At 68.7% G+C, this 14,915-nt stretch carries 14 protein-coding genes and 2 pseudogenes; 10 read left to right on the plus strand and 6 right to left on the minus strand.

Translation table 11 applies throughout. The annotated features are described in order from the left end of the window. Positions 1-183: 183 nt before the first annotated feature. Entirely contained in the window at positions 184-363 is a 180-nt protein-coding gene (locus tag FHX80_RS26115; protein ID WP_145766424.1) for a hypothetical protein, read from the minus strand. Positions 364-425: 62 nt separating this feature from the next. Continuing rightward, positions 426-2,291: an ABC transporter ATP-binding protein gene (locus FHX80_RS26120; protein WP_145767507.1), complete on the minus strand. Its 1,866-nt coding sequence runs from the start codon at positions 2,289-2,291 to the stop codon at positions 426-428. Between the two features lie 1,637 nt (positions 2,292-3,928). On the opposite strand from FHX80_RS26120, the pseudogene FHX80_RS35985 reads away from it, so the two are divergent. From FHX80_RS35985 to FHX80_RS26145, 5 genes and pseudogenes are all read left to right on the plus strand, one after another. Beyond that, positions 3,929-4,054: pseudogene (locus tag FHX80_RS35985) on the plus strand (MerR family transcriptional regulator); the annotation flags it as partial. Between the two features lie 559 nt (positions 4,055-4,613). Beyond that, on the plus strand, positions 4,614-4,817 hold the full coding sequence (locus FHX80_RS26130) for a cold-shock protein (RefSeq protein WP_145766425.1): 204 nt from the start codon (positions 4,614-4,616) through the stop codon (positions 4,815-4,817). 322 nt (positions 4,818-5,139) lie between these two features. Further along, positions 5,140-6,633: a DEAD/DEAH box helicase gene (locus FHX80_RS26135; protein WP_145766426.1), complete on the plus strand. Its 1,494-nt coding sequence runs from the start codon at positions 5,140-5,142 to the stop codon at positions 6,631-6,633. Between the two features lie 46 nt (positions 6,634-6,679). Next, on the plus strand, positions 6,680-7,084 hold the full coding sequence (locus FHX80_RS26140) for a CBS domain-containing protein (RefSeq protein ID WP_145766427.1): 405 nt from the start codon (positions 6,680-6,682) through the stop codon (positions 7,082-7,084). A 56-nt stretch (positions 7,085-7,140) separates the two neighbouring features. Continuing rightward, complete coding sequence (locus FHX80_RS26145; protein WP_145766428.1) at positions 7,141-7,452, plus strand: SCO5918 family protein; 312 nt, start codon at positions 7,141-7,143, stop codon at positions 7,450-7,452. A 103-nt stretch (positions 7,453-7,555) separates the two neighbouring features. On the opposite strand, the gene FHX80_RS26150 is transcribed toward FHX80_RS26145, so the two are convergent. From FHX80_RS26150 to FHX80_RS26160, 3 genes are all read right to left on the minus strand, one after another. After that, on the minus strand, positions 7,556-7,915 hold the full coding sequence (locus tag FHX80_RS26150; protein ID WP_145766429.1) for a hypothetical protein: 360 nt from the start codon (positions 7,913-7,915) through the stop codon (positions 7,556-7,558). 238 nt (positions 7,916-8,153) lie between these two features. After that, on the minus strand, positions 8,154-9,428 hold the full coding sequence (locus tag FHX80_RS26155; RefSeq protein WP_145766430.1) for a PP2C family protein-serine/threonine phosphatase: 1,275 nt from the start codon (positions 9,426-9,428) through the stop codon (positions 8,154-8,156). Positions 9,429-9,908: 480 nt separating this feature from the next. Beyond that, positions 9,909-10,538 carry a type III effector protein gene (locus FHX80_RS26160; RefSeq protein WP_145766431.1) on the minus strand — a complete coding sequence of 210 codons (630 nt, stop codon included), beginning with the start codon at positions 10,536-10,538 and terminating at the stop codon, positions 9,909-9,911. 127 nt (positions 10,539-10,665) lie between these two features. Between FHX80_RS26160 and FHX80_RS26165 the strand changes: the two genes are divergently transcribed. From FHX80_RS26165 to FHX80_RS26175, 3 genes are all read left to right on the plus strand, one after another. Then, positions 10,666-11,097, plus strand: a complete 432-nt coding sequence (locus tag FHX80_RS26165) for an Hsp20/alpha crystallin family protein (RefSeq protein ID WP_145766432.1) — start codon at positions 10,666-10,668, stop codon at positions 11,095-11,097. A 102-nt stretch (positions 11,098-11,199) separates the two neighbouring features. After that, positions 11,200-11,595, plus strand: a complete 396-nt coding sequence (locus FHX80_RS26170; RefSeq protein WP_145766433.1) for a DUF2267 domain-containing protein — start codon at positions 11,200-11,202, stop codon at positions 11,593-11,595. 71 nt (positions 11,596-11,666) lie between these two features. Next, the gene (locus tag FHX80_RS26175) at positions 11,667-12,110 is read left to right on the plus strand and encodes a DUF2267 domain-containing protein (protein ID WP_145766434.1); all 444 of its coding nucleotides are present in this window, start codon (positions 11,667-11,669) and stop codon (positions 12,108-12,110) included. 161 nt (positions 12,111-12,271) lie between these two features. Here the strand turns inward: FHX80_RS26175 and FHX80_RS26180 are convergent, their stop codons facing one another. Further along, positions 12,272-12,571: an STAS domain-containing protein gene (locus FHX80_RS26180; RefSeq protein WP_326590364.1), complete on the minus strand. Its 300-nt coding sequence runs from the start codon at positions 12,569-12,571 to the stop codon at positions 12,272-12,274. Between the two features lie 1,230 nt (positions 12,572-13,801). On the opposite strand from FHX80_RS26180, the gene FHX80_RS26190 reads away from it, so the two are divergent. Next, the gene (locus tag FHX80_RS26190) at positions 13,802-14,140 is read left to right on the plus strand and encodes a MerR family transcriptional regulator (RefSeq protein WP_145766081.1); all 339 of its coding nucleotides are present in this window, start codon (positions 13,802-13,804) and stop codon (positions 14,138-14,140) included. Positions 14,141-14,414: 274 nt separating this feature from the next. Then, a pseudogene (locus tag FHX80_RS26200) lies at positions 14,415-14,911 on the plus strand (transposase family protein); the annotation flags it as partial. Positions 14,912-14,915 lie beyond the last annotated feature (4 nt).

The raw sequence follows: 14,915 nt of genomic DNA on the forward strand, positions 1-14,915 counted from the left end.
GCTGAGGGATGTCGGAAAATCCCGCACCGGCTACGGTCGGAATCGAAGTTGGGGAAGTCCGTTCGTCTATTCAAGGACACAATCCAGCCATACGACGTCACGGCCGGACGGCCGGCCGGCCCGTCCCCGGTCACCACATCAGGACGGAATCCGAGCGCGACCGGACGGGCTCGCGCGCACTGATCAGGTCACGATGATCAGCTGGTGTCGCCCGGAGCGGCGGTCGGCGAGCAGCGGGATCACCACCGAACCGATCGAACTGCCGGTCACACCGACGCTCTGCCCGACCAGGTAGGTCCGGAGATCGCGATGCCTCAACGGTGACGTCCCGACACGTGTCGAGGAGTCGGCACAGGAAGTCACGCGGCACCTCCTCCGCCTCGTCCATGCGCGGCCGGAGTCTCCTGAAGTGGTTCCGGCGCCCCTCATGCGCGGGTCCCGTACTTCCCGCCGTCCGCCCCGGAGGTGACCTGGTAGGACAGCAACTGCGCGAACAGGCCACCCTCCTGCTCGGCGAGTTCCGTGTACGTGCCCTCTTGCACGACTCTGCCCCCGTCGAGGACCACGATCCGGTCGGCGACGGCCACATTGGTGATCCGGTGTGTCACCAGCAGCACAACGCGGTCCTGAGCCAGGTCCCGCAGCCGCTGGAAGATCCTGTACTCGGCGCGCGGATCAAGGTTCGCGGTCGGCTCGTCGAGGACCAGGAGCCCGGCCTCGCGGAAGAACGCCCTGGCGAGGGCGATGCGCTGCCACTGGCCGCCGCTCAGCTCCTCCCCGTTCAGCCACTCGCGGGCGAGCAGTGTGTCCAGGCCGGCGCCGAGCTTGTCGACGACCTCGTCCGCGTCGGCGGCCTCGCACGCTTCACGGACCGCCGCGTCACCGCGGGCCGTGGGCTGCCCCTGGGTCACGTTCTCGCGGACCGTCAGCGGCCAGTGCGCATAGTCCTGCGGTACCAGGGCCACCTGCTTCCACAACGCCTGCGGATCGGCGTCGCCGGTGGGGACGCCGTCCCACAGCACCTGACCGCCCGTGGGCACGTACAGGCCGCTGACCAGCTTCGAAAGCGTGGACTTCCCCGATCCGTTGAAGCCCACCAGCGCGGTCACCTCGCCGCGGCGCAGGGTGAGTGAGACGTCGGACAGTGCGTCCTGGTCCTTTCCCGCGTAGCGGAGCGAAACCGACTTGATCTCGATCTTGCGCGGAGGCTCCGGCCGGTGTTCGCCGCGGCGCATGGTGTATCCGCCGGCCAGGTCGAGGAATCTGCTCCAGTCGTCCATGTACAGGCCCGTGCGTACGGCCCTGGCCCCGACGGCGACCAGCCCGCGCACCGACTGGCCCACCATCTGCAGAGCGAAGACGGCCGTCCCGGCGTGCCCGACGCTGATGCGGCCGGTGGCCAGCAGCCACACGACCGCCGCCCACACGACGGCCGATCCGAGGCCGCCGCACAGTGCGCCGACCAGTGACATGCGGGCGCCCTTGTCGGCCGCGGTGCGGTCCTGGCGGTTGATCCGGGCGACCGTCTGCCGGTACCGGCCGGACAGGAAACCGGCCATGGTGCCGGCGCGGATCTGGTCGGCTGCCTCGCGGGTGAAGATGTGCCAGCGCAGTACCGACAGCATGCGGTTGTCGCCGTTGCTGCGGAGGTTCGCCAGGTAGCGGACCCGGGCGGCGCTGATCTGGGCGAGGGCCTGCGGCAGACTGGCCGCGACCAGGAGGGGAAGGAGCACCCAGCTCACCCCGGCGAGCACGACGGCACCGGCGAGGAAGGACGCCGCCGAGGCGATCAGGTCCTGGCCCTCGTTGATCAGGTCTCCGGTGACCTGCGCTCCGCGGTCGGCGGCCTCCCGGTCACGGTTGAATTCGGGGTCGTCGTAGGCGGACAGCTCCACCGTGGCGCAGCCGGTGAGCAGCATCTGCTCGGCCTCGCGCGACATGAGGGGGCTCAGCCGGGAGGAGAGCCAGCTGACGGTGATGCCCAGCAGCGCCCGCACTCCGGACGCGGTGGCCAGCAGGGCAACGGACGGCCATGCCTGCAGGAGCCGGTGGTAGACGTCTCCGCCGGTCAGCAGTGCGGTGAGGGTGCCACTGATCGCGATCAGGCCCAGGGCCTGCATCACGCCGGCGACCGTCTGGCACAGCAGGAGACCGATGGTGGCCCGTCGGTCGACGCGCCAGGCGAGGGCCAGCGACCGCCGCACCAACTGGGGCAGGCGCCGTGCCATGTCACGCATCCGGATGGAGCGCCCGGCCGCTTCACGGCTGCCGGTCAGGTCCACGTACCGCATCTCCGGCGCGGCAGGGGACGGGGAGGCCGTCGCCGAGGTGGTGCCCGGCTCGGCTTCCGCGCCGGTGCCCGCAGGGTTGCGCGGTTCGGCGGACGTGGGTGGCAGGGGGGTGGTGCGCGGCCCCGGGACACGGTCGGCTGACGCATCGGTGGACTCGCTCATGCCGCCCGCCTCGTATCCGGTCGTGCCGAGCGGCGGGCGGAGGCGTCAATGGTCACTGCGTCGAGGGCGGGAAGGCCCGCGGCGGGCCGCCGCCGCTCGAATCCAAGAGGCTGATGCGCGCGGGTGAGCACGGGATTCATGGCGTCCTCCAGATGGGTGCGTGAGGGGTACTGGTGTCCCGCGACTGCCCCGCAGGGGTCCGTGACGGGCTCTTCGCGTTCGATCGGGTCAGGGCGCCGGCTCGGCGTCGTCCCCTTCGGTGGTCGCGGCGCGGTCGAAGGGACTAACGACGCAGCCAGAATTTCGAACACACGTCTTTCGGCCGGGCCGGGTTCGCGGCATTGAGCGGTTCTCGACACGTGCGCCCTGCATGGACCCTTGGCGGGCAAGAGCGCTGTGGTGGCGGCCTGTTGGCCGAAACGCCGGTGTTCCGCAGGAGCCGGGCTGCCGTGACCCGTGCCGTCCCAGTTGTGGTCCGCGTGCGTTCAGCGGGCCGCCGAGAACAGACCATCAAGCGGATGAGGGGCGCCATTCGGCACGGGGACGTCGAGGCGATGGTGATCGTCGGGGTGGATCCCCCGCAACGTGTTGTGCACCGCGCCCGCCCTCAGCCCGCGGCCGCGGTGCACGCGGGACTGCGTGCTGTTCGTGTGTGTACACCCCGCCTGTGATCGGTTGTGCCGCTCGTGCTGTGCCAGCCCGCATGCCCGCTTCCGATAGTCCTCGCACCTTGGAGGGTGGCGGCTGGTGCAGTTTCCAAGGGGTGGGGAACTCAGGACTTCGCTGTCAGCCTCCACAGAAAATCTGTCATGACGGAGGTAGACATGTGGGCGTTGCTGGGGTTAGTGTCTTGTCCGTAGCCAAGAGATCGACCGAGCTCGGCAGGGATGAACTGCCGGGAAGCAGTACACGTAAGCGCAGGTCGGTGCGGTGGTGGAGTTTCGAAGCCAGGGTTCTGCAGGACGGCGACGGGACTGGCGACCGGACCGGGCGGCCCGCAGTTTTCAGGGGCCCCGTGAGCGGAACCGCAGTACGCAGGTGCAGTCCTCAGTACCAGTAGTCCCTCGGTAAACGGCGTCAGGCTGCGGCGCGCGTGCCGGGATGTTCGGCAGTGGGGTTCCAAGCCAGAGCACATGCATGACGGGCGACGGGGCTGGCTGTCGAAGTGGCGCCGTGAGAGGCCACCAGAAGTACGGAAGCAGTTGATCCAGAGGGAAAGAACGGAGGAGTTGAGCGCCATCAGGATCGCCCGGGCGAACGTTTTGGGCCCGGGTACCGCAGGACATCGATAGTGAGGTGGTCTCCGGTCAAGCAACCGCGATCCCCGTACCTGCTCTCATTCCCCCGCGAGCTGGTGCGGAACAAGAAGGCCGGCGTAGCCGATGAAGGCCGGCTGGTGGTGTAGCAGTTCCTTCGGGGCCCTGGTGCCAATGGCACCAGGGCCCCTCCGACGCGTGTTCCACCGGAAGGTACGGATGACAGCAGACGCCTCGTTCGACCGCCTCGACGACGACGACTACCCCGCCTACACCATGGGCCGGGCCGCCGAGATGCTCAACACCACACAAGGGTCGGGGCGGCGTCTACGCGACTTCCGGGTTGACTTCAAACGTGGTGAGGGGCTTCGGCTGCAGCGCCAAGGGCAGCTTTTCGCGACATGTCCTGCGCAGTTCTTGATGTGCCCTCCGGACTGCCGTGAACTCCAGCCGGGCCGGGCCGTGGTGTGTGACGACACCCGGCCGGACAGTCGCAGTCCACGAGCATCGGCCTCGCCCCGGGGCTGCCCGGCGACAGGTCTGCTCCTGGCCCAGCCTGCGTATTGGCGTACGGGCTGGTGAGGTGACCTTCGTTCGAGGGGTCGGCATCCTCGCCCTGTGAATATCTATGGCCACGGTATGAGAGTTCAACGCGCCGTGCCGGGAGTGTTTTTACCTCAGCAAAGAGAGTCGAATTATTCGCCGTACGCGGACCGTAACGGCGTGCTACTGTCGATCTCAGTTGCAGTTGTGGTTCCCAAAATTTCAAGCTTCTGCGTGGCAATTTCGAACAGCGGAAGCTTCATTGCATTTCCGGTTTCCCTCCGGGCGGGGCATCATTGCGGCGACGCGGAATCCGTGCATTACGGATCCCGGCGTACCGGCCCCCTGAAGGAGATATGACATGGCGTCAGGAACTGTGAAGTGGTTCAACGCGGCCAAAGGTTTCGGCTTCATCGAGCAGGACGGCGGCGGCGCTGACGTGTTCGCCCACTTCTCGAACATTGCCGCCCAGGGCTTCCGCGAGCTGCTCGAAGGCCAGAAGGTCACCTTCGACATCGTGCCGGGCCAGAAGGGCCCGATGGCCGAGAACATCGTTCCCGCCTGACGCTGACGCGCACTTCGTAGCTGGGGCCCGCATCCTTCGGGGTGCCGGCCCCAGCTCCGGGCATACTCCCGGTGTGGTGCCACCTGCGGCAGAATCGTCGCCTGCGGGTTTTCGCTGCCCACTTCCTGGGAGTTCCACCCGCTGGTGGAACCGGATTCGTCGCCCATATGGCGTTACTCATTCCATGGCTTGCATTCCGCTCGGGGATTAGCCGCAGGTCTCATTTGTCTTCGCATTCCGCTCGGCCCGTTCTTGTGATTCCCCGCGCTGTTCTTCCGCTGCGGGAATTCCTTGATACGTGCCGTATCAAGGAAGGTTCTGAATGAACCCCACACGTACGAACAACCGCGCTTCCCGTGCCCGCAGCCTTACCGCCGACTCCGGCCGGGGCAGTAGCCGCTTCAACTCGACCGCCCCGGCCCGTTCCGGCGGGTCGGGCCGCTCGAGTGGCCAGGGGCGGCGGCCCGCCGCAGTCCAGGGCGAGTTCGCTCTACCGGTCACGGTCACTCCCGCGCTGCCCGCCGTCGAGGCGTTCGCCGACCTCGACATGCCGGGCCAGCTGCTGGCCGCGCTGACCGCGCAGGGCGTGAGCGTGCCGTTCCCGATCCAGGGGGCGACCCTGCCCAACACCCTCGTGGGCCGCGACGCCCTGGGACGTGGGCGCACCGGCTCCGGCAAGACGCTCGCCTTCGGCCTGGCCCTGCTGGCCCGCACCGCCGGCCAGCGTGCCGAGCCCCGCCAGCCGCTGGCCCTTGTCCTCGTGCCGACACGCGAGCTGGCCCAGCAGGTGACCGACGCTCTTGCCCCCTACGCCCGCTCGGTGAGGCTGCGCATGGCCACCGTCGTCGGCGGAATGTCTATCGGGAGGCAGGCCAACGCGCTGCGCGGTGGCGCGGAGGTCGTCGTGGCGACGCCGGGCCGGCTGAAGGACCTCATCGACCGCGGTGACTGCCGACTTGACCAGGTCGCGATCACCGTGCTGGACGAGGCCGATCAGATGGCCGACATGGGCTTCATGCCCCAGGTCACCGCTCTCCTGGACCAGGTTCGCCCCGAAGGGCAGCGGATGCTGTTCTCCGCCACCCTGGACCGGAATGTCGACCGCCTGGTCCGCCGTTACCTCAGCGACCCGGTCGTCCACTCCGTCGATCCGTCCGCCGGCGCGGTCACGACGATGCAGCACCACGTCCTGCACGTCCACGGCGCCGATAAGCACCGGGCGACCACCGAAATCGCCGCCCGCGAAGGCCGGGTGATCATGTTCTTGGACACCAAGCGGGCGGTTGACAAGCTCACCGACCACCTGCTGGCCAGCGGCGTGAGGGCAGCCGCTCTGCACGGCGGGAAGGCGCAGTCGCAGCGCACCCGGACCCTGACCCAGTTCAAGACCGGGCACGTCACCGTGCTCGTGGCCACGAACGTCGCCGCCCGCGGCATCCACGTCGACAACCTCGACCTCGTCGTCAACGTCGACCCGCCGACCGACCACAAGGACTACCTCCACCGCGGGGGCCGTACCGCACGGGCGGGGGAGTCCGGCAGCGTCGTCACCCTGGTCACCCCCAACCAGCGCCGCGACATGACCCGCCTCATGACCGCTGCCGGCATCGTGCCCCAGACCACCCAGGTCCGCTCCGGCGAGGAGGCACTCGGCCGGATCACCGGTGCCCAGGCCCCTTCCGGTATTCCGGTGACGATCACAGCGCCGGTGGTCGAGCGGCGTCCGCGCAGCGCGTCCTCGCGAGGCCGGCGCAGCCCCGCCTCGGCGGCGCGGCGTGTGACCGCGCATCAGTCCTCCTACGACGCGGCGGCCTGAGCACTTCGTGATCCGGAAGCTGACCCATCTGTGCAGGAGGCACCTTTTGACGCTGGTTCATATGCAGCCCTGCCCGGCAGATGCCACAGCTGTAAGCAGGACAGTGGCCGACGCCATGGACACTGCCGGACCGCAGGTCTGTGACGACATGACCGTCGAGGTGGCCCTGTCCGTCCTGGCCAGTGCCCGCACCGGGCATCTGCTTGTCTGCGACGACAGCGGCCGGTGTACTGGACTGGTCGGCCAGTCTCAGCTCGCAGCAGTTCGTGACGGCTCCGCGTACTCGGACAGGATCCAGCTGCGGGACATCTTCGGCGACCGAGGGCCGTTCACCTCGCCCGTGACCACCACGGCCGAAGCCGCGCACATGATGCGCTACAGCAACGTCGACGCCCTGCCTGTGGTCGACGAACACGGCAGTGCCCTGGGCGTCTTCGCCCTCGCCCGCTGAGCCGTCCCATCCGCGGCGGAGCCGCCCCCTCTTCGCCCCTCTTCCTGTGAGGCATCATGCGCTGTGTCATCGCCCGCTTCCCGTTCGACCTCACCAGGAGCGGCGTCCTGGAATCGATGAAGGGCATCAAGCCCGAGCACCTGTCCGGCGAGTCCGTGATCATCGGCCGACGTACCTACCCCGTCAAACAGGTCGGCCAGGTCATCACACGCCAGGACCGCCGCGACTTCAGCGCAGGAGAAGTCCTGCGGGCCATGACCCAGCTCGGCTTCACCTGCCGCGACCTGGCTCCGGCCTCCGCACCCACTCGGGTTCTCAACCCGTTGCAGCAGGCTTCCGCGATGCTGGGCGCCCCTGTGGCCGCTTGAGCGACGGCCAGGCGTGAGCCGCCGGAAAGCAGGGGTGAGGGTCCGACCGGAGCATCCGGTCGGACCCTCACCGTGTGCTGGAGCCGTCCGGCTCGGCAGTGTTTCAGTGGTCCGAGTAGCTGAAATCGCCCATCGTCCAGGCGCTGACGTCCTCGATCGCCACCCGGTACATCCCGCCTGTCTCCGGGATCCCCACCGTGCCCTGCAGAATCCGCGCCACATGGAAGTGCAGATGAGTGGGCGGCCCTTCCTCGGCTGCCGCACCGGTGAACATGGCGGAAAAGCCACCCAGGCGGGCCGAGTCCGCCAGGACCTCCGACACCCGCTGCCTCCAGACGGCTTCGGGAGCCAGCCGGCCCGTGATGACAGCACCACCGGCGACCACGGTCAGAGGCATCTGATTGCTGCGCCCGGATTCCACCAGGGCGGCAACGTCAACAAGCAACGCGTCAGGCTTCGACATGAGGCCGATTATATTCGTCGGCCATCGGCCTGCTTTCCTGCGGTGCCAGTCCGGGCAGGATGGCGCTGAAGCCCTGTGGTCGAAGGCGTGGAACCGCCTGTGAGCAGTACAGCGGCCAAGAGTCTCCCGCCTGTTGCCGCCTCGTCCGAGGGGGAGACGAGCCAACCTACATCCGTGTCCGGTCGGTCCTCGCGCTCGGCGCATGATCCGTTACGGGGATGAGTCCGGCCGGGCAACTTCAGGTTCGAGACTCTGCGGGTCCTGGGGGAGACGTGTGCTGCAGTCCGACCATCGGCGACGCATCGGAGACGTCGGCGCCGTGCTCGGCGTCGCGGCGGGTGGATCCGGTGCCGTACCAGTCCAGACACATCACGGTGGCATCGTCGTGCAGGAGCCCGTCATGGGCACGGACGACGTGCTCGATAAGGACACGGGCGGCCTCCCGCGGGTGCAGGTCCTGGGTGCTCTCGATGAGGGCCGGCAGATCGAGGTCTGCTGCGCTGCGCTCCAGCATTCCGTCGGTGAGCATGACCAGCCGATCCCCGGCCTGCAGGTCCAGTTCCTGGACTGTGTAGGTGTGCGGTGCTGTGAAGCCGAAGGGCATGTCGACGGCCGGTGCGATCTCCTCGACCTTCCCGCCGCGCAGGCGCAGGGGCCAGGGGTGGCCGGCGTTGATGAACTCGGTTCGACCGTCGTGCAGGCTGATCCGCAGCAGCTGTCCGGTGACGTAGCGGCCGCCGCTGTGCTCGGCCACGGCCTGGTCGGCGCTCCGCGCTTGTTCGGCGAGATCAGCCCCCTGCCTGCGGGCGCGGCGCAGTGCTCCGACGAGGAGGGTGGCCAGGAGCGCGGCGTCCACGTCGTGTCCCATGGCGTCGGTGACGGACAGCTGAACGTGGTCGCGGTCTATGACGTAGTCGAAGGTGTCACCGCCGACATGCTGGGCCGGCTCCAAGGCCCCGGCGACCGCGAACTGGGCTGCCTCGCACGCCAGCGACGTGGGCAGCAGCCGGTGCTGGATCTCGGCGGCCAGGCTCAGCGGGGAGGTACGCCGGCCCCACTGGTACAGGTCGGTGAAGGGCCGGTTCGCGATGACGATGTATGACAGGGCATGGGCGCTCCGGCGGATTCTCAGCAAGGTCTCCGGGCTGGGGCGGTGGGGCAGATGGAGCTCCAGCAACCCGAGCGCATCCCCGCGATTGGTGACCGGTGCGATCACCCGCGTCCACGCACCGCCCTCTACGGTCTCCACATGCGGCCGTTGGGTGCGGATCACCGCGTCGTAGACCGTGCCTGAGACAGCGATCGGATCTGCTGAACGCTCCAGGTCGATGTCGTCCGCGGTACCCAGGCGGACGACGGAGGCGCCGGTGAAGTCGGTGATCAGGAACGACACCGACCGGGCCCCGAGCTGTCTTCGCAAAGAAGCAGCTACGACGTCGACGGACTCCACCGGCGGCGCAGCCTCCGCCGCGGCCAGTGCCTCACCCAGCCCGTCCACTCCGCGGTCGTCCATGGGAGCGCCCTTCCCGCCAGGTGCCCGCCCCCGTACGTGCCCGGTGACACAACTCTTCGGGCGAACACGAAGAGGCAAGCTACCCCACCGCAGGCACGTGCTCCCCATGCGGTCGAGTGATGTGCCGTCGCACGTTGATGTTGACCTTCGAGTGGGTTGAAGCTCAATGATGGGGAGGTGCCGATTCTGAGCTGACGCCGATCGGGGACTTCGCCCAACGCAGTGGTCTGAGCTACAGCGCGTTGCGGTTCTAGGCCGACCCCGGGCTGCTGTCCCCTTGCCGAAGTCGACCCGGTCTCGGGATACCGCTACTACGGCGCCGGGGTCGCGCTTGCCGCGTTCGAGTACGACGGCTTCCGCTTCGACACCATCGGCTGGGAGTTCGCCGAGTACCGGAGCTTCTCTGTTGGAGCAGCGTGTTGAAGTGGGGGAGCGGGGCGGGGGCTGTCCGGGCTGGTGTTGCGGTGAACCGGGTGGGGGTCAGGGGGGAGTGAGGTGGTCGAGTTGGGTGGCGAGGTCGGGGTGGGTGGCGGTCAGGTGGGGGTGGGTGGCGGTCAGGGGGGCGATGAGGTCGGCGGGGTCGTTGTGGGCGAGGGCGGCGTGGAGTTCGCTGAGCGGGCGGTGGGCGGCTGTGGGCAGGTCGGTGAGGGCGGTGATCTGGCGGGCGAGGCGGCGCAGGTCGGCGGCGTGGGTGCGGGCCCAGGCGGTGGTGGTGCGTTCGGCGGCACGGGCTTGGCGGGTGGCGGTGACGCGCTGTTCGCCGGTGGTGCCGGTGGTGCCGGGGCGGCCCCGTAGGTAGCGGCGTTCGGCGGCCTGGCGGCTGGCGACGCCGAGGGGGTGGGCGAGGTCGGCCCAGCTGGCGCCCGCGTCGCGGGCGGTCTCGATCAGGCCGGTCTCCCATCCGGCGAGCTGCTCGCGGACCTGCCGCAACAGCATCAGGGAGGCCAGGGCCTGGTCCGGGGCGGGCCCGGTGCCGGGGCTGTCAGGGCTCTGGTGCCCGGCTGTGTGCAGGGCCTCGTTGATGGTGCTCAGGGCCGCCGCGGTGGCGAGGAACGACGCCGGGCTGTGGGCGTCGGCGCTGGTGGCGGGCGGCTGGTCTGCTGCGGTCACGGGCACCTTCCTCATCGTGTCATCTCGTTGACGACATCGTGTTTGTCATCCATTGGATGACATGCTACAACGGTGTCAGTGCAGCGCATTGGCAGTAACTGCCCGAACCTGCTGGAGGTGTTTCACGATGTTGATGCGCACTGACCCCTTCCGTGAGCTGGACCGGCTGGCGCAGCAGCTGGTCGGCCCGGGCACCTGGTCGAAGCCGTCGGTGATGCCGATGGACGCCTACCGTGAGGGCGACGAGTTCGTGGTGGCCTTCGACCTCCCCGGCGTGAGCCCGGAGGCGATCGATATCGACGTCGAGCGGAACATGCTGACCGTCAGGGCCGAGCGCCGCCCCGCGGCGAAGGCCGACGACGTCGCGATGGAACTGTCCGAGCGGCCGCTGGGTGTCTTCTCCCGCCAGATCGTGCTCGCCGACTCCCTGGACACCGAGCGCATCCAGGCCGGCTACGACGCGGGCGTGCTCACCCTGCGCATCCCGATCGCCGAGCGCGCCAAGCCCCGCAAGATCTCCGTCGGTGTCGGCTCCGGCCATCAGGAGATCTCCGGCTGACACCGGCCGGGATCGGTGCGGAGGGCGGACACCTGATCTCCCCCTCACCCCGCTCTCCGCACCCCCTGGGCAGTCCGAAGACGAAACGGGACGGCGGTTGAGATGACTCTGCGACACGAAGCGTTCCTCGCCCACGTGAGGGAACGCGGCGAGTACGAATCCCTGGACGAGGCGGAGCGGGTGGCCCGCGTGGTTCTCGCCCTGCTCGGCGCGCACCTGGTAGGTGAGGTCCGTGCCCGGCTGGCGGCACGCCTGCCGGAGGAGTTCGCGCTGATCCTGCTCAACCCGCTGCAGAGTGCCGAGCCGTTGTCCCCGGAGCGGTTCGTCCGCGCGGCCGCCGCGTGGATCGAGGGCGCCACCGAGCGCACCGCGGCCTGGGACGTCAGTGCTGTGCTGTCCACGGTCGCCGACACCGCCGGTGACGACCTGATGGGCGAGATCCTGATCCAGCTCCCCACGGGCTACGACCTGCTCTTCGGCCGCCCCCAACTCACCTGACCAAGACCCGGGGGGGTGTCACGTCCCCGGGCGCCATCCCATCCCGGCTCCGATGAAAGGCATCCACCGCAGTGATCACCGACGTGCGCGCACCGCTTGAGCACCAGCAGTCGTACGGGACGGCGTACGAGCAGATGCTGGAGAAGGTCCGCTACGAGGGCGCCTACCCCACCCGGGAGCGGGCCGACGAAGCCGTCCGCCTCGTCCTGGGAGGGCTCGGACGGCAGCTGACCGGTGACGAACGCGTCGACCTCGCCGCCTGCCTGCCCCTGGAGGCCGCACGTGTGCTCACCGCACAGATCCCCGACCTCCAGCCGCTGACCGGCTGGGCCTTCGTCAAGAGCCTCGCCGTCCGCTCCGACGCCTCCCTGGCCACCACCCGCTGGGACACCGGCTCCGTCCTCGCCGCCGTCACCGCCCACGCCGGCCCCGGCCTGATCACCCGTATCCTGCACCAGCTCCCCACCGGCTGGGCCCTGCTCTTCGGCCGCGCCGAACTCGCCCCGGCCGCGTAAACAGCCACACGGCCCTCGGGGACGCAACAGCGGTCCGCCCCGATCCCTCTGCGGCCGGCCTCGTATGGGTGAGGTCCCCGATCCACGAGATCGGGGACCTCACCTTTGCTACGGCCCGCAGAAGAAGATGCGAGAACGGCTGTGGGTGACAGTTCGGAGGGTCACCTCGGCGCAGGTCCTTTAGCGGCGCAGGCGCCCAGCTCTCTCAGACCGGAGTCCAGATCGCGGGCCTTGGTGATGTCGCCGAGTTCGACGCCGAGTTGGACCAGGGTCAGGGCGACGGCAGGGCGCATTCCGACCAGGACGGGGCGGGCGCCGAGTAGGTTCGCGACGGACGCGATCACGGAGAGTCGGCGGCCCACGAAGGTGTCGACGGGGTCCAGGGCGGTGACGTCGATGACGACAGCGTGGGCGGCCGTGTCGACGATGCGGGCGGACAGGTCTTCCTGGAGGCAGAGCACCGTCGTCTCGCCAGGTTCGCCTGAACGGTCACCGGGAGGATGCCTCCGATGCTCAGGACCGCGACGTGCTCACTCGTGATTCCTCGTTCTCCCCCGAGGGCGCCGACGGCAGGCTGTCCGGCCGAACTCACCCTTCGCCAGGAGAGCCACGGCCATTTCACGGGCACCTGCCCCGCACCTGGTCCGATACTCCCACGCCCCACCGAGGCGCCCTGGGCCGCTGTCGGGGCAGCTGGGCGCTCACTGTCTCACGGCGGTGCGGGTGCGGGTGAGGCTGTTGAGGAAGAGGCGGGCGCGCTTGCGTGCGTCGGCGAGGGTGGCCGTGGACCCGCCGGCTGGGACGTCGAGGGCCATCGTGTCATCAGGTCGCCCTCGTCTCTGATCGCCGAAGCCTGCCCACCCGGTGCTTCCGCCCCGCTCCGGGGCGGTCAAGCCGGGTGGAGCCCGCCGTGCGGCCTTCCCGACGGGGGGCGATTACCTCTCTACTGGACACGTAAAAATCTGCACTGGCCGCAGTAGACATTGGCCGTTGTTCTGGTTATGGTTTCTCTCGTAGCCAGAGAGACCGAAGGGCCCGGCAGAGACGAACTGCCAGGCAGCAGTACAGGTAGTCGCAGTACGCAGGACGGTGCGGTGGCGGAGTTTCGAAGCCAGAGCGGTTGCAGGACGGCGACGGGACTGGCGACCGGACCGGGTGGCCCGCAGTCATCAGGGGCCACCGACAGCAGTTGGCGCAGTGGCAGTACCCGGCAGTGAAGTGAGCAGCACCTCGGTGAAGGCGTCGGCTGCGGGCGCGCGCACCGGGAGGTTCGGCAGTGGGGTTCCAAGCCAGAGCAGACGCAGGACGGGCGACGGGGCTGGCTGCCGAAGGGTGGCGCTCGTACAGGTCACCGGTAGGTCGCATCACCGGCAGTACAAGCAGTTCGCGGTATCAGCAGTACGCAGTGCCCCGTTTGGTAAGGCAGTTCATTCAGAGGGAAGAACGGAGGAACCAGGCGCCATCAGGATCGCCCGGACGGATTGTCGAGTCCGGGTACCGCAGGACATCGATAGTGAGGTGGTCTCCGGTCAAGCAACCGCGATCCCCGCACCCCCGACAGCATCACGGTCGGGCAGGCGGAAACAGAAGGCCGGCGCAGTACCAGGGCCGGCAGATGGTGTAGCAGTTCCTTCGGGGCCCGGGCGCACGTAAGCGCCCGGGCCCCTCCACGCGTTCCACAGAGAGGTGACATGACAGCAGACGACTCCTTCGGACGTCTCGATGACGACGACTACCCCGCCTACACCATGGGCCGGGCCGCCGAGATGCTCGGCACCACTCAGGGCTTCCTGCGCGCCATCGGCGAAGCCCGCCTCATCACCCCGCTGCGCTCGGCCGGCGGCCACCGCCGCTACTCCCGCTACCAACTGCGCATCGCCGCCCGCGCCCGCGAGCTCGTCGACCAGGGCACCCCGATCGAGGCCGCCTGCCGCATCGTCATCCTCGAAGACCAGCTCGAAGAAGCCCAGCGCATCAACGCCGAACACCGCAACGCTGCCGGATCCTCGAACCCGACGACCGCCGTCTGAAACGGACGGAGCTCAACGATCACTCGGCGCCGGGTGGCAAGTCAGTCGACGACCCGCGGATCCCAGTTGTCCAGGGCGGCGGCCAAGTGGTTGAGCAGTATCAGCGGAACGTCGCTTTCCGGGCCGAACCGCCGGTAGGCGAAATCCACACCGTGAGCCCTTTCCAACCTGGCTGCGGTGTCGGGGTGTTCGAGGGCATGGGCTGTACGGAACGACGAAGCTCCTGGTAGACGGTTTCTCGACCAGGATTACCTGTGTCTGTCAGGAGCTTCGCGTGCTTGTCCACCCGTCGTCGATCGATCTGTCCAGCCGTACGCTGCGGCACCTGACGAGGCAACTGGCCGCTCACCGGAGGGAGATCGGCACGCGATGGCGGCGTCTGCCCGACCGCCGTCAGGCCCTGCTCGCCCTGGCCCACCTGCGATGCGGCGACACGTACGCTCAGCTCGCCGCAGGTTTCGAGATCGGCATCGCGACCGTCTACCACTACATACGAGAGGCCGCCCAGGCGCAGACCCTGGCCGAGGCAATGACGACCGTCCGGACGAAGGCGTACGTGATCCTGGACGGCACCCTCCTGCCCATCGACCGGCTCGCCGCCGACACGCCGTAGTACTCCGAAAACACAAGCGCCACGGCATGCACGTCCAGGTCATCACGGATCCCTTCGGCCGACTGCTGTGGGCTTCCGCGGCCCTGCCCGGCTCCAGCCACGACCTGACCGCCGCGCGCGAACACGGCATCATCGCAGTCGTGAGAGATTGTGAGATATGAG

Source organism: Streptomyces brevispora (genome assembly GCF_007829885.1).
Taxonomy (GTDB): domain Bacteria; phylum Actinomycetota; class Actinomycetes; order Streptomycetales; family Streptomycetaceae; genus Streptomyces; species Streptomyces brevispora.